20 protein-coding genes and 1 riboswitch are annotated in these 20,140 nt (G+C 73.3%); of the genes, 14 read left to right on the top strand and 6 right to left on the bottom strand.

What is annotated here, in order from left to right; all coding sequences use genetic code 11:
• Nucleotides 1–92 precede the first annotated feature (92 nt).
• The gene (locus tag OHB01_RS23675; protein WP_142644937.1) at nucleotides 93–824 is read left to right on the top strand and encodes a LytR/AlgR family response regulator transcription factor; all 732 of its coding nucleotides are present in this window, start codon (nucleotides 93–95) and stop codon (nucleotides 822–824) included.
• A gap of 562 nt (nucleotides 825–1,386) precedes the next feature.
• Here the strand turns inward: OHB01_RS23675 and OHB01_RS23680 are convergent.
• Nucleotides 1,387–2,226, bottom strand: coding sequence for a deoxyribonuclease IV (locus OHB01_RS23680; RefSeq protein WP_147942222.1), 840 nt, complete (start codon nucleotides 2,224–2,226; stop codon nucleotides 1,387–1,389).
• Nucleotides 2,227–2,401: 175 nt separating this feature from the next.
• Here OHB01_RS23680 and uraD point away from each other — a divergent pair, with 175 nt between their 5' ends.
• The 9 genes from uraD to alc all read left to right on the top strand — a co-directional run bounded on the left by uraD (nucleotide 2,402) and on the right by alc (nucleotide 10,614).
• Entirely contained in the window at nucleotides 2,402–2,875 is a 474-nt protein-coding gene (uraD, locus tag OHB01_RS23685; RefSeq protein WP_142644939.1) for a 2-oxo-4-hydroxy-4-carboxy-5-ureidoimidazoline decarboxylase, read from the top strand.
• Nucleotides 2,872–3,219, top strand: a complete 348-nt coding sequence (uraH, locus tag OHB01_RS23690) for a hydroxyisourate hydrolase (RefSeq protein WP_142644940.1) — start codon at nucleotides 2,872–2,874, stop codon at nucleotides 3,217–3,219. The genes uraD and uraH overlap by 4 nt, the downstream gene beginning before the upstream one ends.
• 1 nt (nucleotide 3,220) lies before the next feature.
• The gene (pucL, locus tag OHB01_RS23695; RefSeq protein WP_142644941.1) at nucleotides 3,221–4,093 is read left to right on the top strand and encodes a factor-independent urate hydroxylase; all 873 of its coding nucleotides are present in this window, start codon (nucleotides 3,221–3,223) and stop codon (nucleotides 4,091–4,093) included.
• A 3-nt stretch (nucleotides 4,094–4,096) separates the two neighbouring features.
• On the top strand, nucleotides 4,097–4,954 hold the full coding sequence (locus OHB01_RS23700; RefSeq protein ID WP_142644942.1) for an FAD binding domain-containing protein: 858 nt from the start codon (nucleotides 4,097–4,099) through the stop codon (nucleotides 4,952–4,954).
• On the top strand, nucleotides 4,954–5,466 hold the full coding sequence (locus OHB01_RS23705) for a (2Fe-2S)-binding protein (RefSeq protein WP_142644943.1): 513 nt from the start codon (nucleotides 4,954–4,956) through the stop codon (nucleotides 5,464–5,466). The genes OHB01_RS23700 and OHB01_RS23705 overlap by 1 nt, the downstream gene beginning before the upstream one ends.
• Nucleotides 5,467–5,673: 207 nt before the next feature.
• Nucleotides 5,674–7,038 (top strand): 8-oxoguanine deaminase, encoded by a 1,365-nt coding sequence (locus OHB01_RS23710; RefSeq protein WP_328854000.1) that lies wholly within the window; start codon nucleotides 5,674–5,676, stop codon nucleotides 7,036–7,038.
• Nucleotides 7,039–7,081: 43 nt separating this feature from the next.
• Entirely contained in the window at nucleotides 7,082–8,254 is a 1,173-nt protein-coding gene (locus OHB01_RS23715; RefSeq protein ID WP_328854001.1) for a glycerate kinase, read from the top strand.
• 27 nt (nucleotides 8,255–8,281) lie between these two features.
• Nucleotides 8,282–9,652, top strand: a complete 1,371-nt coding sequence (gene allB, locus OHB01_RS23720) for an allantoinase AllB (RefSeq protein WP_142644945.1) — start codon at nucleotides 8,282–8,284, stop codon at nucleotides 9,650–9,652.
• Nucleotides 9,649–10,614, top strand: coding sequence for an allantoicase (alc, locus tag OHB01_RS23725; RefSeq protein ID WP_328854002.1), 966 nt, complete (start codon nucleotides 9,649–9,651; stop codon nucleotides 10,612–10,614). The genes allB and alc overlap by 4 nt, the downstream gene beginning before the upstream one ends.
• Before the next feature lie 170 nt (nucleotides 10,615–10,784).
• Here the strand turns inward: alc and pknB are convergent, their stop codons facing one another.
• The 4 genes from pknB to thiO all read right to left on the bottom strand — a co-directional run bounded on the left by pknB (nucleotide 10,785) and on the right by thiO (nucleotide 15,329).
• A complete protein-coding gene (gene pknB / locus OHB01_RS23730; RefSeq protein ID WP_328854003.1) occupies nucleotides 10,785–12,875 on the bottom strand; it encodes a Stk1 family PASTA domain-containing Ser/Thr kinase in 2,091 nt (696 codons plus the stop codon).
• 353 nt (nucleotides 12,876–13,228) lie between these two features.
• Entirely contained in the window at nucleotides 13,229–13,993 is a 765-nt protein-coding gene (locus OHB01_RS23735) for a thiazole synthase (protein ID WP_142644947.1), read from the bottom strand.
• 2 nt (nucleotides 13,994–13,995) lie between these two features.
• Nucleotides 13,996–14,196, bottom strand: a complete 201-nt coding sequence (gene thiS, locus OHB01_RS23740) for a sulfur carrier protein ThiS (protein WP_079320013.1) — start codon at nucleotides 14,194–14,196, stop codon at nucleotides 13,996–13,998.
• Nucleotides 14,193–15,329, bottom strand: coding sequence for a glycine oxidase ThiO (gene thiO / locus OHB01_RS23745; RefSeq protein WP_142644948.1), 1,137 nt, complete (start codon nucleotides 15,327–15,329; stop codon nucleotides 14,193–14,195). Before thiO ends, thiS begins: the two co-directional genes overlap by 4 nt.
• A riboswitch (TPP riboswitch) is annotated at nucleotides 15,318–15,428 on the bottom strand. Its footprint overlaps the gene before it by 12 nt.
• Nucleotides 15,429–15,599: 171 nt before the next feature.
• On the opposite strand from thiO, the gene OHB01_RS23750 reads away from it, so the two are divergent.
• From OHB01_RS23750 to thiE, 3 genes are read left to right on the top strand one after another with little or no spacing between them, the layout of a single operon-like run.
• Nucleotides 15,600–16,778: an NAD(P)/FAD-dependent oxidoreductase gene (locus OHB01_RS23750; protein ID WP_168065541.1), complete on the top strand. Its 1,179-nt coding sequence runs from the start codon at nucleotides 15,600–15,602 to the stop codon at nucleotides 16,776–16,778.
• A 43-nt stretch (nucleotides 16,779–16,821) separates the two neighbouring features.
• Nucleotides 16,822–17,196, top strand: a complete 375-nt coding sequence (locus tag OHB01_RS23755) for an Rv2175c family DNA-binding protein (RefSeq protein WP_142644950.1) — start codon at nucleotides 16,822–16,824, stop codon at nucleotides 17,194–17,196.
• A 28-nt stretch (nucleotides 17,197–17,224) separates the two neighbouring features.
• Nucleotides 17,225–17,878: a thiamine phosphate synthase gene (thiE, locus tag OHB01_RS23760; protein ID WP_396688644.1), complete on the top strand. Its 654-nt coding sequence runs from the start codon at nucleotides 17,225–17,227 to the stop codon at nucleotides 17,876–17,878.
• 113 nt (nucleotides 17,879–17,991) lie between these two features.
• On the opposite strand, the gene OHB01_RS23765 is transcribed toward thiE, so the two are convergent.
• Nucleotides 17,992–19,059, bottom strand: coding sequence for a polyprenyl synthetase family protein (locus tag OHB01_RS23765; protein WP_142644951.1), 1,068 nt, complete (start codon nucleotides 19,057–19,059; stop codon nucleotides 17,992–17,994).
• Between the two features lie 140 nt (nucleotides 19,060–19,199).
• Here OHB01_RS23765 and metF point away from each other — a divergent pair, with 140 nt between their 5' ends.
• On the top strand, nucleotides 19,200–20,132 hold the full coding sequence (gene metF, locus OHB01_RS23770; protein ID WP_142644952.1) for a methylenetetrahydrofolate reductase [NAD(P)H]: 933 nt from the start codon (nucleotides 19,200–19,202) through the stop codon (nucleotides 20,130–20,132).
• Nucleotides 20,133–20,140 lie beyond the last annotated feature (8 nt).

Consider the following 20,140-nt stretch of genomic DNA (forward strand, 5'->3'; position numbering starts at 1 on the left):
CGCACTGGAAAGTGGCGGAGCGTATCGGGAATGTGACTTACCGTTCGGTCACCCCTTGCGCGGAGGGCCGGGCACGCGGCACGGTGGACGCCATGCTGCGTGTCCTCGCGGTGGACGACGAGGTCCCCGCCCTGTCCGAGCTCGCCTTCCTGCTCCGCCAGGACGCCCGGGTGGAGCACGTGAGCACGGCGACCGACGGCGGGGCCGCCCTGCACGACATGGTCCAGATGATCGCCGACGGGGTGCGCCTCGACGGCGTGTTCCTGGACGTGCGCATGCCGGGCCTCGACGGCCTCGACCTCGCCCGGCTCATCGGCGGGTTCCCCATGCCTCCCCGCCTGGTCTTCGTCAGTGCCCACGACTGCGCGGTCCAGGCGTTCGAGCTGGAGGCCGTCGACTACCTGCTCAAGCCCGTACGCCCGGAGCGGCTGGCGGAGGCCGTACGGCGGCTCTCGGCGGCCGTCGCGCCTCCCGGCGCCGAGGGGGAGGACCTGGAGACGATCCCGGTCGAGCTCGGGGGCCGCACGAAGTTCGTGGCCCGGCAGGACGTGTGCTACGCCGAGGCACACGGCGACTACGTCCGCCTGCACACGGCCGAGGCCGTCTATCTCGTACGGATGTCCCTCGCGGCGCTGGAACGCCGCTGGGCGGGCTCCGGGTTCGTCCGGGCCCACCGCAGCACCCTGGTCAACGCGCGGCACGTCAGCGAGCTTCGCTTCGACGCCGGGCGGGTGGTCCTGCAGGTGGGCGGCGAGACGCTGCCGGTGAGCAGGCGGCACACCCGGCAGGTGCGGGAGCAGCTCGTCCGGCAGTTCCGTCCGTGAGCCCGTGCCGGGGGGTGTGTTCGTGCGCCCCGATCTACCGCTCGTCGTCTTCCGCGGCCCGCTCGTCGTGCGGGAGCGGGCCGCATGGCGCTAACTAGAGACCGCTCGTCCGAAGGGCCATCCCGCCGCCCGACTACACCTCGTAGTCTTTCGCACGTCGCAAGACACGCGGGGTAATCACAAGGTGAGCAGATTGTCACCGACTGGTTACCAAGCGGGGCCCTACTCGGGGGGGAAGGGCCCCGCCCACGCGTATCGGGGGGTGCGCGGCGATCCGGCCATACGGGGGCGCCGGATCGCCGCGAACGCCCCATCCCGATCACCCGGAGAGCCGCGTCCGCCGGAAGACTCGCATCCCCCGGGAGACCTGCTCACTCCGGAAGAGCCACTCGCCTCGGGAGAGTCATTCACCCGAAGGGCCGCTCACCTCGGAAAGGCCGCTCACCTCGGAAAGGCCGCTCACCCGGAGGAGCCGTCGCCAGGAAACCGCTCGCCCCGGAACCCGCTGTTCCCGCTGTTCCGCTGTGACGCGAGGGACCGGCGGGCACCGGGAACGTGCCGGTCAGTCGCCGCGCAGCTTCTTGAGCAGCTCGATGTCCTCGCGGTGCTTTTCCACCTTGCCGGGCGTCTCGATGCAGATGGGCACCCCGGCGGCCGTGGGATGGCGCATCAGGTCGCCGAACGCCTGGGCGCCGATGTGCCCCGCACCGATGTTCTCGTGCCGGTCCCGCTTCGAGCCGCAGGGATCCTTCGAGTCGTTGGCGTGGATCAGCTTGAGCCGGCCGGGGGCGACGTCGTTCAGCGCGTCCATCGTCTCCTTCACCCCGCCCGGCGCGGCCAGGTCGTGCCCCGCGGCGAACGCGTGGCAGGTGTCGAGGCACACGCCGACCTTGGGGTGATGGTCGAGGGCCTCCAGATAGGGGCCGAGGTCCTGCACGGTCGCGCAGAGCATCTGGCCCTGGCCCGCCATCGGTTCGAGCAGCAGGTCGGGACCGTCGTCCGGAATCTCGTCCAGCACCGGCAGCAGGCGCTCGTGGATCTGGCGCATCGCGGCCTCGCGCGGCTGGCTCACGGCCGAGCCGGTGTGGACGACCACGCCGAGCGCGCCGGTCTCGACGCCCCTGCGCAGGGTGTGCCGGGTCACCGCGATCGAGTTCTCCAGGGTCTCCGGCGTCGGCGACCCGAAGTTCACGAGATACGCGGCGTGCACGAAGACGGGCATGCCCGACTCGCGGAGCTTGGCGTCCTCCGCCGGGTTTCCCTCGGAGAGCGCCCAGCCTCGGGGGTTGGTGACGAAGACCTGGATCACTTCCGCGCCGATGTCGGCCGCGTACTTCAGCCCGCCCTTGGCGAGACCGCCGGTGACGAAGACGTGTCCGCCGATGAGATTGGAAGGAGTCATGATGCTCCCAAGAGTATTGGCACCGGGTAGTGGCGCGGAGTAGTGGCACAGGGCGTTGGCGCAGGCTGATGCCGCCCCCTTTGTCACAACGTACAAAGCGGCCCCCGGAGCGGGGCGCCCGGTTCGGACTTCGCACCGCTGGAATCGCCCCGGGCCCGGCGGTTGACTGACGGGCATGCGCGAACTCAGCCGGGAGGATCTGCGGTCCTGCTGCGCCTCCACCAGATGGGTGGAGGCGGTCGCCGCGCGCGGGCCGTACGGCGATCTCGACGGGCTCCGGCGCGCGAGCGAGGCCGCCCTCGCGGAGCTGACCTGGGACGACGTGCTGGAGGCGCTGGCGGCGCACCCGCGGATCGGCGAACGGCCCGCCGGTGCGGGACGCGAGGCCGCGTGGTCGCGGTCGGAGCAGTCCGGAACCGCGGACGCCGGCCGGGACGTGCTCGGCGCGCTCCGCGAGGGCAACGCCGCCTACGAGAGCCGCTTCGGCCACGTCTACCTGGTCTGCGCGACGGGCCGGGAGGCCGGCGAACTGCTGGCGCTGCTGCGCGACCGGCTCGGCAACGACGAGGAGACCGAGCGCAAGGTCGTCAGGGACGAACTGTCGAAGATCGTCGCGTTGCGGCTGGCCAAGCTCTGGGAGGGCCGGTGAGCCTTTCGACGCACGTGCTCGACACCGCCGCCGGGCGGCCGGCCAAGGACCTGTTCGTACGGCTCTCGCGCCGCGCCGCGCACGGGTTCGTGCCGGTGGCGGAGGGCCGCACCGACGGCGACGGCCGCATCCGCGAGTGGACCCCGCTGGGCCGGGAATGGGACCCGGCCGAGGACCCGCGCCCGGGGACCTACCGGCTCGTGTTCGACACCGGCGCCTATCTGGGGAACGAGGCGTTCTTCCCCGAGGTGAGCGTCGTGTTCGCCATCCGGGAGGCCGGCGAGCACTACCACGTGCCGCTGCTGCTGAGCCCGTTCGCCTATTCGACCTACCGGGGGAGCTGACATGGCCGTTCTGGGGCCGAACAGGTATGGCAAGGCCGAGACGAGGGTCGTACGGGTGACCCGGCACGGCGACGCCCACCGGATCAAGGACCTCACGGTCAGCACGTCGCTGTCGGGCGACATGACCGAGGTGCACCTGAGCGGGGACAACTCCGCCGTCCTGCCCACCGACACGCAGAAGAACACGGTCTTCGCGTTCGCCAAGAAACACGGCGTCGGGGCGATCGAGGACTTCGCGCTGCTGCTGGCGCGTCACTTCGTGGACTCCCAGCCCGCGATCCACCACGCGAGGGTCGCCGTCGAGGAGCACGCCTGGGAGCGCAACGGCGCGTTCGGGCACTCGTTCGTCCGCTCGGGCCGGGAGGTCCGCACCTGCGTGGCCCACTACGACGGGACGGCGTCGTGGGTGGTCTCCGGGCTGCGCGACCTCGTCGTGCTCAACACGACCAACTCCGAGTTCTGGGGCTTCGCCAAGGACGAGTACACGACGCTGCCGGAGACCCGCGACCGCGTCCTGGCCACCGCGGTGGACGTGGCCTGGCGGCACGCGGACGCCTCCCAGGACGCGACACAGGACTGGGACAAGACCTACGAGAACGCGCGGGCCGCCCTGCTCGCGGCCTTCGCCGACACCTACAGCCTGTCGCTGCAGCAGACCCTGTACGCCATGGGCACCCGGGTGCTGGCCGAGTGCCCGGGGGTCTGCGAGGTGCGGCTGTCGCTGCCCAACAAGCACCACTTCCTCGTGGATCTCGCGCCCTTCGGGCTGGACAACGACGGCGAGGTCTTCTTCGCCGCCGACCGGCCGTACGGGCTGATCGAGGGCACGGTGCTGCGCGAGGACGCGCCCGCCGCCGGCCCGGCCTGGGAGTAGCCGATGGACTTCCTGCGACCGACGACCTGGCCGGACGCCCTCGCGCTGAAGGCCGAGCGGCCCGAGGCCACGCCGATCCAGGGCGGCACCGACGTCATGGTGGAGATCAACCTCGACAAGGGCCGCCCGGCCGCCCTGCTCGACCTCACCGCGATCCCCGAGCTGCGGGACTGGTCGCGGGAGGGCGGCGAGATCCGCGTGGGCGCGGGCGTGACCTACTCCCGCCTGATCGCCGAGCTCGGGACCGAGCTGCCCGGCCTGGCCCAGGCGTCCCGCACGGTCGGGTCGCCGCAGATCCGCAACCGGGGCACGGTCGCGGGCAACCTCGGCGCGGCCTCGCCCGCCGGCGACAGCCATCCGCCGCTGCTGGCGGGCGGCGCGGTCGTGGAGGCCGAGTCGGTGCGCGGCACCCGGCTGATCCCGATCGGGGAGTTCTACACCGGGGTGAAGCGCAACGCGCTCGCCCCCGACGAGCTGATCCGCGCCGTACGCGTCCCGGCCGCCACCGGCCCGCAGTATTTCTCGAAGATCGGCACGAGGAACGCCATGGTGATCGCGGTGTGCTCGTTCGCGGTCGCGCTCGACCCGGGCGAGCGGCGGGTGGGCACCGGCATCGGCTCGGCCGCGCCGACCCCGCGCCACGCCCCACAGGCCGGGGACTTCGCGTCGGAGAGACTGGACTGGGACGGCCAGGGCCCGCTCGATCCGGTCGTCGCGCGCCGCTTCGGCGAGCTCGTGGCCGCGTCCGCCGCGCCCATCGACGACGTGCGGGGCCGCGCCGCCTACCGTACGCACGCGCTGGCCGTGATGGCGCGCCGCGCGCTCGGCTGGGCATGGGACGACTTCAGGGGGAGCGCGTGATGAGGGTCGACGTGACCGTGAACGGCCGCCCGATGACGGCCGACGACGTGTGGGAGGGCGAGAGCCTGCTCTACGTCCTGCGCGAACGGCTCGGCCTGCCGGGCGCCAAGAACGCCTGCGAACAGGGCGAATGCGGCGCCTGCACGGTCTATCTCGACGGCACCCCGGTCTGCGCCTGCCTCGTCGCCGCGGGCCAGGCGGAGGGACGCGAGGTGGTGACGGTCGAGGGCCTGGCGGCCCCCGGTGAGGGGTCCGACGGTGAGCTGGGCGGCGGGCTCGACGAGGTGCAGCGCGCGTTCGTGGACGCGGGGGCCGTGCAGTGCGGCTTCTGCACCCCCGGTCTCATCGTCCAGGCCCACGCGCTGCTCGCGGGCACCGAAGGGGCGCCGCCGGACGCCGACATCCGGGAGGCCCTGGCCGGCAACCTGTGCCGCTGCACCGGATACGAGAAGATCCTCGACGCGGTCCGCCTGGCCGCCGCCCGCCGCGCGGAAAGCGGCTCCCGCGCATGACCCGCCGCGACCGCCCGACGGCGGTGCCGCGTAAAGGCCGCGATCACCCGGTGGCGTTGCCGCGTACGGGGTGTTATCCGCGGTGCGCCATGTCCGCACTCCGAGCGTCACGGATGCCCCGCCGCGATCACCAGGCGGCGGTGCTGCCGCGTACGGGCCGTGATCCGCGAGGGGCGGCGCCCGAATCGTCTGTGTACGGGGGTCCCATTGGCTGAGCGTCAGCGCCCGGTGGTCATCGAGAACGCCTACGTCGTCCCCGTCGCCGGGGCGGAGATCCCGTCCGGTCACGTCGTCGTGGAGGACGGCCTGATCACCGCGGTCGGCCCAGGACCCGCCCCGGCAGTGCCGGAGGGGGCCGAACGCGTCGACGGCTCCGGCTGCCTCGCCACGCCCGGCCTGGTCAACACCCATCACCACCTCTACCAGTGGGCGTCCCAGGGAGTGACCCCGGACGGCACGCTGTTCGAGTGGCTGGTCGCCAGCTATCGGCTGTGGGCCCGGATGGACGCCGAGGTGGTGGCCGGCGCAGCGACGGCCGGGCTGGCCTGGCTTGCCCTGTCGGGCTGCACCACCTCCACCGACCACCACTACGTCTTCCCCAAGGGCAGGGGAGACCTCTTCGAGGCGGAGATCGAGGCCGCGCGGCGGGTCGGGCTGCGCTTCCACCCCTGCCGGGGATCGATGGACCGGGGCGCCTCTCAGGGTGGCCTGCCGCCGGACGAGGTCGTGGAGGACATCGACGAGATTCTCCAGGCCACCGACGACGCCATCCGGAAATATCATGATCCGTCGTTCGGGTCGATGCTGCGCGTCGCGGTCGCCCCCTGCTCGCCGTTCTCGGTCAGCGGCGAGCTCATGACCCGCTCGGCCGAGCTGGCCCGCTCCCACGGCGTACGGCTGCACACGCACGTGGCGGAGACGGCCGACGAGGACGAGCACTGCAGGGAGCAGTTCGGCGTGCTGCCCGTCGAATACCTCGACCGGCTCGGCTGGCTGGGCCCCGACGTGTGGCTGGCCCACTGCGTCCATCTGACCGACAAGGACGTGCGGCGCTTCGGCGAGACCGGCACCGGCACGGCCCACTGCCCGTCGTCCAACGGACGCCTCGGCGCGGGCATCGCCCGGGTGTCCGACCTGCTGGCCGCGGGCGCGCCGGTCGGGCTCGGCGTCGACGGCGCGGCGTCCAGCGAGATGACGCCGCTGGCCGGGGAGATCCGCATGGCCGTGCTCACGCAGCGGGCCCGCTACGGCCCGCGCGCGCTGACCGCCCGGCAGGCCCTGGAGATGGCCACGCTCGGCGGCGCCCGCTGCCTCGGCAGGGAGACAGAGATCGGCTCGCTGGAGCCCGGCAAGCTCGCCGACGTCGCGCTGTGGCGGCTCGGCGGCTTCCACGCGGCGATCGACGATCCCGTCGTCGCGTTCGCGTTCGGCACGACCCCGCCGCTCGCCCGGCTGCTCGTCGGCGGCCGGACCGTCGTGGACGACGGCGAGCTGCGCACCGTGCCAGGGGAGGAGGCCGCGCGGGCCGGGGCCGACGCCCACCGCAGGCTCACCACGATGGATCATGTCTGAGGCGTTCCCGGACACGATCGAAGGGCCACAGGTGAGCCACACCATGACAGGACACGTCGTCATCGCACCGGACAAGTTCCGCGGGTCGCTCACCTCACCCGAGGTGGCCGCGCACGTGGCCGCCGGGCTGCGTCTCGCGGGAGCGGGGGACGTCCCCGTCGTCGAGCTGCCGGTGGCCGACGGAGGCGACGGCACCGTGGACGCGGTCGTGGCGAGCGGGTTCACCCGGATCGAGACGCGGGTGACCGGGCCGGCCGGCGATCCGGTCACGGCGAGCTACGCCGTACGCGACGAGCCCGGCGCACGGGTCGCGGTGATCGAGCTGGCCGAGGCGTCGGGCCTGCGCCGGCTGCCGGGCGAGCCGGTGCCGCTCACCGCCACCAGCCGCGGCACCGGCGAGCTGATCGCCCACGCCGTACGGCACGGCGCGACGCGGATCGTGCTCGGCCTGGGCGGCAGCGCCTGCACCGACGGCGGCGCGGGCATGGCCCAGGCCCTCGGCGCGCGGCTGCTCGACGCGGCCGGCAACGACCTGCCCGCGGGCGGGGCGGCGCTGCGCGACCTGCACACCATCGACGCCTCCGGCCTCCTGCGGGGCTTCGAGGTGATCGTGGCGAGCGACGTGGACAACCCGCTGCTCGGGCCGTACGGCGCGGCGGCGGTGTACGGCCCGCAGAAGGGCGCGAGCCCGCAGGACGTGGCCGTGCTGGAGGCCGGGCTGGCCCGGCTGGCGGCCGTCGCCGCGCACACCCACGGCCTGGCGGGCGCGGCCGAGCACGACGGCGTGGTGCGGGCGATGGGCGTGGCCGGGCGGCCGGGGGCGGGCGCCGCGGGAGGGGTGGGCTTCGGCGCGCTGACGTTCCTCGGCGCGGAGATCCGGCCCGGCATCGGCTATCTGCTCGACCTCGTGGACTTCGACCGCCACGTGGAGGGCGCCCGGCTGGTGATCACGGGTGAGGGCTCGATCGACGAGCAGACCCTGCGCGGCAAGGCCCCGGTGGGCGTCGCCGCCGCCGCGGCCAAGCACGGCGTGCCGGTCGTGGCCGTCTGCGGGCGGCGCACCGTCGGCGACGACGAGCTGAGGGCGGCCTGCATCGAGGCGGCGTACGCGCTGACCGACGTCGAGCCCGACGTGCGGCGGTGCATGGCCGAGGCCGGGCCGCTGCTGGAGCGGCTGGCGGCGCGGATCGCCGCCGTACATCTCGTGAACGAGTAGGTGATCGTGAGGGGAGCGGCGAGTCTCGTGCGTGATCGCGGCGGTGACCGGCCCGGGCCGGCGGCGGATAGCGGGGTCGCGGCGGCGGAGGGGGCGTACGACCTGGTGGTGCGGTCACGGCGGACCGTGACCCCGGAGGGGGAGCGTCCGCTGGCCGTCGCCGTGCGCGGCGGCGTGATCGCGGCCCTGCGCCCCTACGACGAGCCACCGGCGGCCGAGGAGTCGGCCGACCTCGGCGACCTGCCGCTGCTGCCCGGGCTGGTCGACTCCCACGTGCACGTCAACGAGCCGGGCCGCACCCACTGGGAGGGCTTCGCGACCGCCACCAGGGCGGCGGCGGCCGGGGGCGTGACCACGATCGTGGACATGCCGCTCAACTCGCTGCCGCCGACCGTGGACGTGGCGGCACTCGACGTCAAGCGGAAGGCCGCCGAGGGCCGGTGTCACGTGGACGTCGCCTTCTGGGGCGGCGCGATCCCCGGCAACCTCGCCGACCTGCGGCCCCTGCACGAGGCCGGCGTGGCCGGGGTCAAGTGCTTCCTGTCGCCGTCCGGCGTGGACGAGTTCCCCGCGCTCGACCGCGACGGGCTGCGGGCCGCGCTGGCCGAGGTGGCCACGTTCGACGGCCTGCTGATCGCCCACGCCGAGGACCCCGCCCTGCTGTCCGAGCCCGGCGGCCCCGCGTACGGCGACTTCCTCGGGTCGCGCCCGCAGGAGGCCGAACGCAGGGCCGTCGAGCAGGTGATCGAGCTTGCGGCGGAGACGGGCGCGCGGGCGCACATCGTGCACGTGTCGGCCGCCGCCTGCGTCGAACCGCTGCGCGCCGCCCGGACGGCAGGGGTGCGCGTCACGGCCGAGACCTGCCCCCACTATCTGACCCTGGCGGCCGAGCAGGTCACCGGGCCCGCCTACAAGTGCTGCCCGCCCATCCGGGAGGCCGCCAACCGCGACGCGCTGTGGCGGGCGCTCGCCGACGGTGTGCTCATGGGGATCGTCTCCGACCACTCCCCGTCGACGCCCGACCTCAAGGTGCCCGACTTCGCCGCCGCCTGGGGCGGGATCTCCTCGCTCCAGGTCGGCCTGCCCGTCGTGTGGACCGCCGCGCGCGCCCGCGGCCACGGCCTGGCCGACGTCGCGCGCTGGATGGCCGAGGGACCGGCACGCCTGGCTGGCCTGCCCGGCAAGGGGGCGATCCGGGAGGGCGACGACGCCGACCTCGTCGCCTTCGACCCCGACGCCGAGTTGACCGTGGACGTCGCGGAGCTGCACCACCGCAACCCGGTGTCTCCCTATCACGGCGCGCGGCTGGCGGGCGTGGTGCGCACCACCTGGCTACGCGGCACGCCCGTCGACTTCGCCACCCCGCGTGGCCGGCTGCTGACGAGAGGAGCCCGATGACCGGCTTCACCCGCCTGCCCGATCTCGCTCTCCGTACGTACGGCGGGTCGGTCGTGGCCGCCAACGACGAGTCGTTCGCCGAACGGGAGGCCCTGATCCGGCCGGGACCGGCCGAGTTCCGGCCGCACACGTTCGGGGCCAAGGGACAGGTCTACGACGGCTGGGAGACCCGGCGGCGGCGCGAGCCCGGCCACGACTGGGCGATCGTGCGGCTCGGCATGCCCGGGGTCATTCACGGCGTCGTCGTGGACACCGCGTGGTTCCGCGGCAACTACCCGCCGTACGCGTCGGTCGAGGCGTGCGCGGCCGAGGGCCACCCCGCGCCGGAGGAGCTGGACGGCTGGGTGGAGATCGTGCCGAAGAGCCCGCTGAAGGGCGACGCGGTCCACGAGTTCGCCGTGACCGATCCCCGCCGCTTCACCCACGTGCGGCTGAACATCTTCCCCGACGGCGGCGTCGCGCGGCTGCGGGTCCACGGGCGGGTCGTGCCCGACCACACGTTCCTGGAAGGCCTCACCATCGACCTCGCCGCGCTGGAGAACGGCGGCCTGGTGACGGCGTGCTCCAATGAGTTCTACTCCTCGCCGAACAACGTCATCGCGCCCGGCCTGGCCCGCAACCAGGCCGAGGGCTGGGAGACCGCCCGCCGCCGCGACGACGGCAACGACTGGCTCGTCGTGGCCCTGGCCGGGCCCGGCCGGGTGGCCGTCGCCGAGCTCGACACGACCAACCTGGTGTTCAACGCCCCCGGCTGGGCGTCGCTGAAGGGCGCGGACGCGGACCGTGCGCCGCTGGAGGACGAGGACGCCTGGTTCACGCTGCTGCCCAGAACGCGCCTGCAGCCCGACACCCGCCACCGCTTCCGCCTGGACGACGACCGCCGGATGACCCACGCCCGGCTCGACATCTACCCCGACGGCGGCCTCGCCCGCCTCCGCCTCCTCGGCACCCTCATCCCCTGAGTCCTGCGCACACGGGGACTCGAGTACGACGTCCCGCCGGGGTCATTACTCCCCGTCGTTCTCCGGAACCGGCGGGGCTCTTCATGCGTGAGCCGGCCGCATGGCCGAGCGCGTCGCGCACGCCCCCGGAGGGACGCCGGGGACGATGACGAGGCGCGGGGAGGCGCGGATCAGTGCCAGATGGTGATGGTGGTGCCCGGCGGCTGCTGGCCGAGCGGATTCTCGCCGACCACGCGGTCGGTGCCCATCACCCTGCGGACGTTGACCTTGAAACCGGCCGCCTTCAGCTCGTTGGCCGCGTCCTTGACGGACTTGAACATCACGTTGGGGACGGCGACGACGACGGGCGGGGTCTGGTCGGGATCGGCGGGGTTGGCCTCCCACGGCCAGTGGAAGCCCTGGTCCGGGCCGCGTGAGGCGGTCAGGTGGACGGTCGCCCCGGCCACCACCTCGGCGCCGCCGGCCGGGTCCTGGGCGATCACCGTGCCCGGCGGGGCGTCGTCGGTGGTCTCGTCGACCTGGACGTTGAAGCCCTTCTCGCGCAGGAACTTCTCCGCCTGGTCGCGCATCATCTGCGTGACGTCCGGCATCAGCAGCCCGGCGCTGACGACGAAGTTGACCGTGCTGCCCTTCTTGACGCGCTTGCCCACCGGCGGGTTGGTGCGGATCACCTGGTCGCGGGGGACGGTGTCGCTCGCGCTCTTGCTCACCCGCCCGGGGGTGAGCCCGGCATCGGCGATCTTCGCCCGGGCGTCCGCCAGGCTGTACTTCTCGACCAGCGGTACGGCGATCAGCTCCGGGCCGGCCGACGGGATCAGGGTGAGCACCGAGCCCTTGACCACCTCGGCTCCCAGCCCCGGCTCGGTGTCGAGAACGATGTCCTTCGGCACCTTGTCGTCGAACCGCGCCTGGCCGATCCGCACCTCGAAGCCGGCCTGCTGCGCCATCTGCCTCGCGACGGTGACGGGCTTGTTCACCAGGTCGGGGACCTTCGTGTAGCGGCCCTGGGAGAACCACCAGCCGGTGAACGCGACGCCCGCCAGCATGACGAGGGCCAGCGCGGCGACGAACCAGACGGGCCTGATCCCGCCGCGTCCCCTGCGCCGTCCCGTCTCGGCCCGGTCGGTCAGCAGTTCCGAGCGCGGCTGGATCATCGTGTGGCCGAGCGGCGACTCGGGCTCGGCGAGCACGTGCGCCCCCATGCCGAACGACCCGCTGCCGAACGATCCGCTGCCGTGCGGCCCCGTGCCAGGAGACCCGGTGCCGTGCGACCCGGTGCCGTGCGACTCCGTGCCGAACGACGAGGCCCCGCCGGCCGGCGGCATGGTCCGGTGGGCGCCCGTCCGCACGCCGCTGTGGGCGCCGGTGTCCGGGGCCCCGTGGCGGGCGGCGTGCGCGTCGGTGTGCCCGGTCTTCGGCAGCGTACGGTGGACCTCGACGGCGGCGACGAGCATCGCGGTCGCGTCCGCCGGGCGCGCGGCGGGGTCCTTGTCGGTGGCCGCGGCGACGAGCGCGTCGATCACCGGCGGCACGTCGGGCACGATCGACGACGGCGCGGGCACGGTCTCGTGCACGTGCCGGTAGGCGACCGACATCGGCGTCTCACCCGAGTACGGCTGCCGCCCGGTGAGCAGCTCGAACAGCATGATCCCGGCGGCGTACACGTCGCTGCGGGCGTCGGCGTTGCCGGTCGTGACCTGCTCGGGCGACATGTAGCCGATCGTGCCGATCATCATGCCGGTCTTGGTCTGGTTGGTCGCCTCGATCGCGCGGGCCAGGCCGAAGTCCACGACCTTCACCCGGCCGTCGTCGGCGAGCAGCACGTTCTCGGGCTTGACGTCGCGGTGGATGAGCCCGGCCTGGTGGGCCGCGCCGAGCGCGGCGAGCACCGGGATGACCATCTCCAGGGCCTCGCGGGCCGGGAGGTGGCCGCGCCGGCGCAGCACGTCGCGCAGCGTACGGCCGGGGACGTACTCCATGGACAGGTAGACGTGCGCCCCGTCGGTGCCCTGGTCGAAGACCTGCACGATGTTGGGGTGCGAGAGGCTGGCCACCGACTTGGCCTCGCCGATGAAACGCCGCACGAACTGCGGGTCCTCGGCCAGCGAGCGGTGCATCACCTTGACGGCGACCGTGCGGTCGAGCCGGACGTCCAGAGCCAGGTATACGGAGGCCATGCCACCCCGGGCGATCCGGGACTCGACGCGGTAGCGCCCGTCGAGCAACTGCCCCACGAGCGGGTCGGTTAGCGTCGTGTCCACTCGCCAGAGTTTACGGGTGATTTGCCGCCGGGCGTGTTCCCGAATCCCAAACCGAGACCTATTCGGCAGCCTCGCGCGCCGTCCGAAAAGCCATACCGATTCCGAAAACCGGCCTTACCAGACGCGGAATCGGCCGCCTCCCGCCTCGCCCGCGCCGGCGTTCCGGGGCAGGCGGGCGAGAGGAGGACAGAGGCCACGGCGGTGCCGGACCGCAGAGCCGGACCCCAGAGCCGGACTGTGGTGCCCGACCGCAGGGTCGGTCCGCACAGTTGGACCGTGGTGCCGGACCACGGGGTCGGACTGTGGTGCCGGACCGTGGCGCCGGACCACGGTGCCGGACTGTGCGGCGGATCTCAGGACGCGCGGGCGGGCGAGGACGCCTCGGCGTAGCGGCGGCGCGGGATGCGCCCGGCGAGGCGGGCCGTCCGCCCGGCCGTGACCGCCTGCCGCATGGCCGCCGCCATCAGGTCCGGCCGGTGCGCCCGGGTCACGGCGCTGGCCAGCAGGACGGCGTCGCAGCCCAGCTCCATCGCGAGCGCGGCGTCGCTGGCCGTGCCGATGCCGGCGTCGAGGATCACCGGCACCGTGGCCGCCTCGACGATCAGCTCGATGCTGTGCGGGTTGCGGATGCCCAGCCCGGAGCCGATCGGGGCGCCGAGCGGCATCACGGCCGCGCACCCGGCGTCCTGGAGCCTGCGGGCCAGTGCCGGGTCGTCGCCGATGTACGGCAGCACCACGAAGCCGTCGGCGACCAGCCGCTCGGCGGCGTCGAAGGTCTCGATCGGGTCGGGCAGCAGGGTCCGCTCGTCCGCGATGACCTCCAGCTTCACCCAGTTGGTCTCCAGCGCCTCGCGGGCCAGCCGGGCGGTCAGCACCGCCTCCCCGGCGGTGAAGCAGCCCGCCGTGTTCGGCAGCACCTTGATGCCGCGGGCGCGCAGCAGGTCGAGCACCGAGCCACGCGACTGCGGGTCGAGCCTGCGCATCGCGACGGTCGTCAGCTCGGTGCCGGACGCCTCGAGCGCCTGGTCGAGCACCTCGAGCGACGGCGCGCCGCCGGTGCCCATGATGAGCCGCGAGGTGAACTTCTCCCCGCCCAGCACGAGGACGTCGTCGGTCATGTTCACCCTCCCTGCACGGCCGTGAGCACTTCGACGCCGTCGCCGTCGGCGACCTGGGTGGAGTCCCAGGCGCTCCGGCTGACGACCTCGCCGTTCAGCGCCACCGCGACCCCCGACGTGAGGGCCGTGAGGGTCCGTACGGCGTCGCCGACCGTGGCGCCGTCCGGCAGCTCGGCCGCGCCTCCGTTGATCGTGACTTTCATTGGCTGAATCTCCCTGGATCGCAGAACCGGGCGACCGGGGGCACCTCGTCGCCGGTGAGGAACGCGGCGACGGCGTCGGCCGTGACCGGGGACAGCAGCACCCCGTTGCGCCCGTGCCCGGTCGCCGCCAGCACGCCGGGCGGCCCGGCGGGACCGATGAGCGGCAGGTTGTCGGGTGTGCCCGGGCGGAAGCCGGTCGTCGTCTCGGCGAGTTCGAGCTCGGTGATGCCGGGCACCAGCTCGCGGGCGTCGCGCAGCAGCTCGTAGACGCCTCCGGCGGTGACCCGCGCGTCGTACCCCATCTCCTGGGTGGTCGCGCCCAGCGTGATCTCGCCGTCGCCCCGGGGGACGAGGTAGGCGGGGGAGCCGTGCACCAGCCCCCTGACGCACCGGGTGAGGAAGCCCCGGGGCCCGCGCAGCCGGAGGATCTCGCCCTTGACCGGGCGCACCGGCAGGCCGGGCAGCAGGGACGCCGACCACGACCCGGCCGCCACGACGACCTGCCCGGCCGCGACGGTCCCGCCGGACTCCAGCCGTACGGACGGACCCCCCGCCTCCGGGGCGTCGATCGCGGCGACTCGCTCGGTCACCAGCGTGCCGCCCGCCTTCTCGAACGCCGTGAGCAGGGCGCGTACGACCCTGCGGGGGTTGACCCAGGCGTCGTCGCGGGCCAGCAGCCCACCGCGTACGGAGGGAGAGAGCATCGGCTCGAAGGAGCGGCACTCGCGCCCGGTGAGCCGCTCGACCCGCAGGCCGAGCGTCCGCTCGAAGGCGGCGAGGTCGTCGAGGACGGCCATGTCGTCCGCGCCGCGGGCGACCTCCAGGGTGCCCTCGGTCCGGTAGTCGAGGTCGGCGCCGGTCTCGTCCTCAAGCTCCGCCCGGAACGCCGGCCAGGCCGCCAGTGACGCGAGACCGAGCCGCAGCAGCGGCTCCTCCGTGTAGGTCACCTCGCTGACCGGCGCGAGCATCCCCGCGGACGCGTGGGTGGCGCCGCCTCCGGGGGAGGGGTCGGCCACCGCGACCGACAGGCCGCGCCGGACGGTGCGCCAGGCCGCGGCCAGGCCTTCCACCCCGCCGCCCACGATCACGACGTCGTAGCCGGACTGAACGCCGGGTGGCGGTGTGCGGGACACAGCGCTCCCTTCGCCGGCATTACCCGGATCAGGTCGGGGCGGTCGAGAGCCTCGTGCTCTCCTCTCAGCCCGGTCCGCCGGGCTCCCGCGCGTCTTACGTCCCCAAGGGTAGTACGCCGCCCGAAACGGCCGATCGCGGGACCGATGAGCCCGGGTGGTGAGAGCACCCGGGGCCTCACAACCCGGGCCTGTTCGAGTGCGCGTCAATTACCCAACTCGTTATGGGGGCCCCGTTGGCCAGGGCCCCTGTCGGCAATCTATGGTCGAGCTGTGGATCACGTCGTGGTGGTGGGTGCCGGCCTGGCCGGCGTGCGAAGCATCGAGGCGTTGAGGTTCCGTGGGTTCACCGGACGCATCACGCTCATCGGCGAGGAAAACCATCGCCCCTATGACCGGCCGCCGCTGTCGAAGGCGGTGCTGCTCGGAGAGACCGACTCCACCGTGGTCGACTCCGATCTCGACGCCCTCGACGTACGGCTGTGCCTCGGCACGGCGGCCAAGGGCCTGCGCGAGGGCGTGCTGGAGACGACCGAGGGAGAGCTGGAGTACGACGGCCTGGTGATCGCCACCGGCGCCGCCCCGATCCGCCTGCGCGGCGAGGGCCGCCAGCACGTGCTGCGCACGATCGAGGACGCGCTCGCGCTGCGCGAACGGCTGGTCCCCGGGGCCCGCGTGGCCGTCGTCGGGGCCGGCTGGATCGGCGCCGAGGTCGCCACCGCGGCGGCCAGGGCCGGGTGCGCCGTGACCGTCGTGGAGGCGGGGGAGAGCCCGCTCGCCGTGGCCCTCGGGCCCGAGGTGGGCAGCCACACCACCGGCTGGTACGCGCGGGCGGGCGTCGAGCTGCGCCTCGGGGCGCTGGTCGGCAGCGTGGACCCCGACGGCCTCACGCTCATGTCCGGCGCCCGGGTGCCGGCCGACGTGGTCGTCACCGGCGTCGGTGTGCGCCCGGCCGTCGACTGGCTGAAGGGGTCGGCGGTCCGGGTCGACGACGGGGTGGTGGTCGACGAGCACCTGCGCACGTCGCTGCCCAACGTGGTCGCGGTGGGCGACTGCGCGAGCTGGTGGTCGCGCAGGTTCCGCACCCGGCTGCGCGTCGAGCACTGGGACACCGCGCTCCAGGCCCCCGACGTGGCCGCCGCCACCCTGCTGGGCGAGGAGGCGGTCTACGACCCGGTGCCGTACTTCTGGTCGGAGCAGTTCGGCCACATGGTGCAGTTCGCCGGTCACCGGGAGGCCGGTGACCGCATGGTGCTGCGCGGCGACCCGCGCAGGGACCCGAAGTGGGCGGTGTGCTGGCTGAAGGCCGACGACCGGCTCGCCGCGGTGCTCACCGTCGACCGCCCCCGCGACGTGGTGCAGGGCCGGAAGATCATCGAGAGCGGCCGGCGGCTCGACCCCCTGCGGGTGGGGGATTCGGCCCGGCCGCTACGCGACTGCATTATGGCTTAATCGAGGTGTTTCGTGGCGGCCCGCCTGTGGTAATGGTGGTTCCGTGACGCTTACTGTTGCGCAGATCGACCGGGAGACCGACCAGCTCGTAGGGGAGTGGCTCCCCCTCTCGGAGGCCGCCAAGAAGCTGGGGCTCAGCGTCGGCCGCGCCAAGCAACTCCTCAAGGACAAGAAGCTCGTCGGCGTCCGCCGGGGCGGCGGCGAGCCGCAGATCCCGGCGGTGTTCATCGCGGACGGTGAGGTGCTCAAGGGCCTGCCCGGCACGCTCACCGTCCTGTCCGACGCCGGGTACGACGAGGTGGAGTCGATCCGGTGGCTGTTCACCCCGGACGACTCGCTGCCCGGGGCCCCGATCGACGCGATCGTGAAGGGCCGGCACACGGAGGTCAAGCGCAGGGCCCAGGCCCTCGGCTTCTGACCCCGCCGCCGCATGGCATTGTGGTCGGGTGGACGACATCCGGCGACAGCGGCTCGCGCAGGCCAGGCTCTACCTCTGCACTGACGGCAGAAGGGACCGCGGCGATCTGGAGAAGTTCCTCGACGCGGTCCTGTCCGGCGGGGTGGACATCGTGCAGCTCAGGGAGAAGGGCCTGGAGGCGCGCGAGGAGCTGGAGCTGCTCGAGGTCTTCCGCGCGGCCTGCGACAGGCATGGTGCCCTGCTGGCGGTGAACGACCGGGCGGATGTGGCCTACGCCGCGCGGCCCGACATCCTGCACCTCGGCCAGGACGACCTCCCGGTCCCGGTGGCGCGGGAGATCCTCGGTCCTGACGTGCTCATCGGCAGGTCGACGCACTCGGCGGCCGAGGCGTCGGCCGCCGCCGTGGAGCCGGGCGTGGACTACTTCTGCTGCGGGCCGATCTGGCCCACGCCCACCAAGCCCGGCCGTCCGGCGCCCGGCCCCGCGCTGCTTCAGCATGCCGCGAGCCTGGGCGCCGACCGCCCGTGGTTCGGCATCGGCGGCATCGACCTGGGCAACCTCGACGAGGTGATGGCGCACGGCGTGCGCCGCGCCGTGGTCGTCCGTGCCATCACCGAGGCCGACGATCCGGGCGCCGCCGCCGCCGCGCTCAAGGCACGGCTGTCCGCCGTCCCGCTCTGAGCGGAACGCGCACGGTCAGGCACGGTGGGGCGCCCGCCCGTCACCCGCGGCGGAACGTCCGCGTCAGGCGGGGCGGGACGCCCGCCGCCAGGTGAGGAATGTCCGTCGTCCGGTCAGGTGCGGCGGGCCGTGGCCGCCACGGCCAGGGCGGCCAGTGCGGCGCGGGCGTCGTCCTCGATCGGCGCCTGGTCGAGGGCGTGCAGCGCGTCGTCGAGGTAGCGCTTGATCATGTCCTCGCACGCCGTCAGCGCGCCGGTCTCCTCGATCACCGTACGCAACCGCCCGATCCCTTCGGCGTCCAGCTCCGGGTCGCCGAGCAGGGACCGTACGACCTCCGTCTGAGCGGGGGTGGCCGAGGCGAGCGCACGCGCGATCAGGACGGTCCGCTTGCCCTCGCGAAGGTCGTCACCGGCGGGCTTGCCGGTCTCCGCCGGGTCGCCGAACACGCCGAGGATGTCGTCGCGGAGCTGGAAGGCGATGCCCACCTGCTGGCCGTACTGCACGCAGAGCCGGTCGATCCAGGCGTGGCGGGCCCGGGCGGCGAGGACGAGCCCGAGCCGGAGCGGCTGCTCGACCGAGTATTTGCCGCTCTTGTAGAGCGCCACCCGCAGCGCGCTGTCGAACGTGCTCTCCCCCTGCGCCTGTTCGAGCAGGTCGAGATACTGCCCGCACATGAGCTCGGTGAGCATGTAGTCGTGCATCGGCTGGGCGGCGGCGATCGCCTCGGGGGCGAGGCCGCTGGTGCGCCACATCTCCCCGGACCACACCAGCAGCAGGTTGCCCAGCAGCACGGCCGTGCCCTCGCCGAACTGCGGCGCCGACCCGTGCCAGCCCGCCTCGGTGTGCATGCGTTCGAACCGGCGGTGCGCCGACGGCATGCCCCGGCGCACGTCGCTGGCGTCCATGACGTCGTCGTGGATGAGCGCGCTGGCCTGGAGGAGCTCCAGCGAGGCGGCGGCGAAGCGCAGCCCCGGGTCGTCGCCTCCTCCGGCGGCGCGCCAGCCCCAGTAGCAGAAGGCGGGCCGCAGCCTCTTGCCACCAGCAAGGAAGTCTTCCGCGGCGGACAGCAGGACGGCCAGATGGGGGTCACCGAAGTGTGGTCGCTGCCGGTCGAGGAACTCCCGGAGTGCGAGGTCCACCTCCGTACGGATGGAATCGAGCGAGGCGGCGGAAGCGGTCATGTTCTGAGACTAACCGGGGTTGATCCAGACACCTATCAGCAGATCCCCTCCAATCGTGTCAACTCGCTCTGATAGGGCAAATGTCCACATTGCAAGACTGTGACGGCCGCCAAAACCACCGTCGCTGTACCCTTGCCGGTATGGCTCTCGGTCTGCCCTCGCGGCTTCCTGATCGCGTCCCGACGGTCCGCGAACTGCTGGCCGCGGGTGAGCGCTCGTTCTCGTTCGAGTTCATGCCGCCGAAGACCGACGAGGGGGAGCGGCAGCTGTGGCGGGCGATCCGTGAGCTGGAGGCGCTGCGCCCGACGTTCGTCTCCGTGACCTACGGCGCCGGCGGCTCGACCCGGGACCGCACGGTGGACATCGTCGAGCGGCTGGCGCACGAGACCACGCTGACGCCCGTCGCCCACTTCACCGCGGTCGACCACTCGATCCGCGAGCTGCGCCACCTCGTCGGCAGGTTCGCCGACGCGGGCGTGCGCAACATCCTCGCCGTACGCGGCGACCCGCGCGGCGGCAACCCCCTGGACGAGTGGGTCAAGCACCCCGAGGGCGTGCTGTACGCCGAGGAGCTGGTGCGGCTGATCCGCCAGGCGGGCGACTTCTGCGTGGGCGTGGCGGCCTTCCCGTACAAGCACCCCAGGTCGGCGACCATCGAGTCGGACACGAAGTATTTCGTGCAGAAGTGCCGGGCCGGCGCGGACTACGCGATCACCCAGATGTTCTTCAGGGCCGAGGACTACCTGCGGCTGCGCGACCGTGTGGCGGCCCACGGGTGCGACACCCCGATCATCCCGGGGATCATGCCCGTCACGCAGATGAGCACGATCGCCCGGTCGGAGCAGCTGTCCGGTGCGCCGTTCCCGCCGGAGGTGGCCGAGCGGTTCGCGGCCGTCGCCGACGACCCGGCCGCGGTCCGCCGCCTCGGCATCGAGCACGCCATCGAGATGTGCCAGAAGCTTCTCGACGAGGGCGCGCCCGGCATCCACTTCATCACCTTCAACCGGTCGAGCGCGACCCGCGAGGTGTTCCAGGCGCTGCACAGCGTGCCCGCCGCCGCTGTGGCCGGCTGAGAGCCGGC

The sequence above is a fragment of the Microbispora hainanensis genome (assembly GCF_036186745.1).
Taxonomy (GTDB): domain Bacteria; phylum Actinomycetota; class Actinomycetes; order Streptosporangiales; family Streptosporangiaceae; genus Microbispora.

Bases quoted from the DNA above. Each gene is read 5' to 3' on its own strand.
- metF (WP_142644952.1), top strand. From the start codon at position 19,200: ATGGCTCTCGGTCTGCCCTCGCGGCTTCCTGATCGCGTCCCGACGGTC.
- OHB01_RS23735 (WP_142644947.1), bottom strand. From the start codon at position 13,993: ATGACCGACGACGTCCTCGTGCTGGGCGGGGAGAAGTTCACCTCGCGG.
- OHB01_RS23705 (WP_142644943.1), top strand. From the start codon at position 4,954: ATGAGGGTCGACGTGACCGTGAACGGCCGCCCGATGACGGCCGACGAC.
- OHB01_RS23675 (WP_142644937.1), top strand. From the start codon at position 93: ATGCTGCGTGTCCTCGCGGTGGACGACGAGGTCCCCGCCCTGTCCGAG.
- OHB01_RS23765 (WP_142644951.1), bottom strand. From the start codon at position 19,059: ATGACCGCTTCCGCCGCCTCGCTCGATTCCATCCGTACGGAGGTGGAC.
- OHB01_RS23715 (WP_328854001.1), top strand. From the start codon at position 7,082: ATGACAGGACACGTCGTCATCGCACCGGACAAGTTCCGCGGGTCGCTC.
- alc (WP_328854002.1), top strand. From the start codon at position 9,649: ATGACCGGCTTCACCCGCCTGCCCGATCTCGCTCTCCGTACGTACGGC.
- pucL (WP_142644941.1), top strand. From the start codon at position 3,221: ATGGCCGTTCTGGGGCCGAACAGGTATGGCAAGGCCGAGACGAGGGTC.
- OHB01_RS23680 (WP_147942222.1), bottom strand. From the start codon at position 2,226: ATGACTCCTTCCAATCTCATCGGCGGACACGTCTTCGTCACCGGCGGT.
- thiS (WP_079320013.1), bottom strand. From the start codon at position 14,196: ATGAAAGTCACGATCAACGGAGGCGCGGCCGAGCTGCCGGACGGCGCC.
- OHB01_RS23700 (WP_142644942.1), top strand. From the start codon at position 4,097: ATGGACTTCCTGCGACCGACGACCTGGCCGGACGCCCTCGCGCTGAAG.
- uraD (WP_142644939.1), top strand. From the start codon at position 2,402: ATGCGCGAACTCAGCCGGGAGGATCTGCGGTCCTGCTGCGCCTCCACC.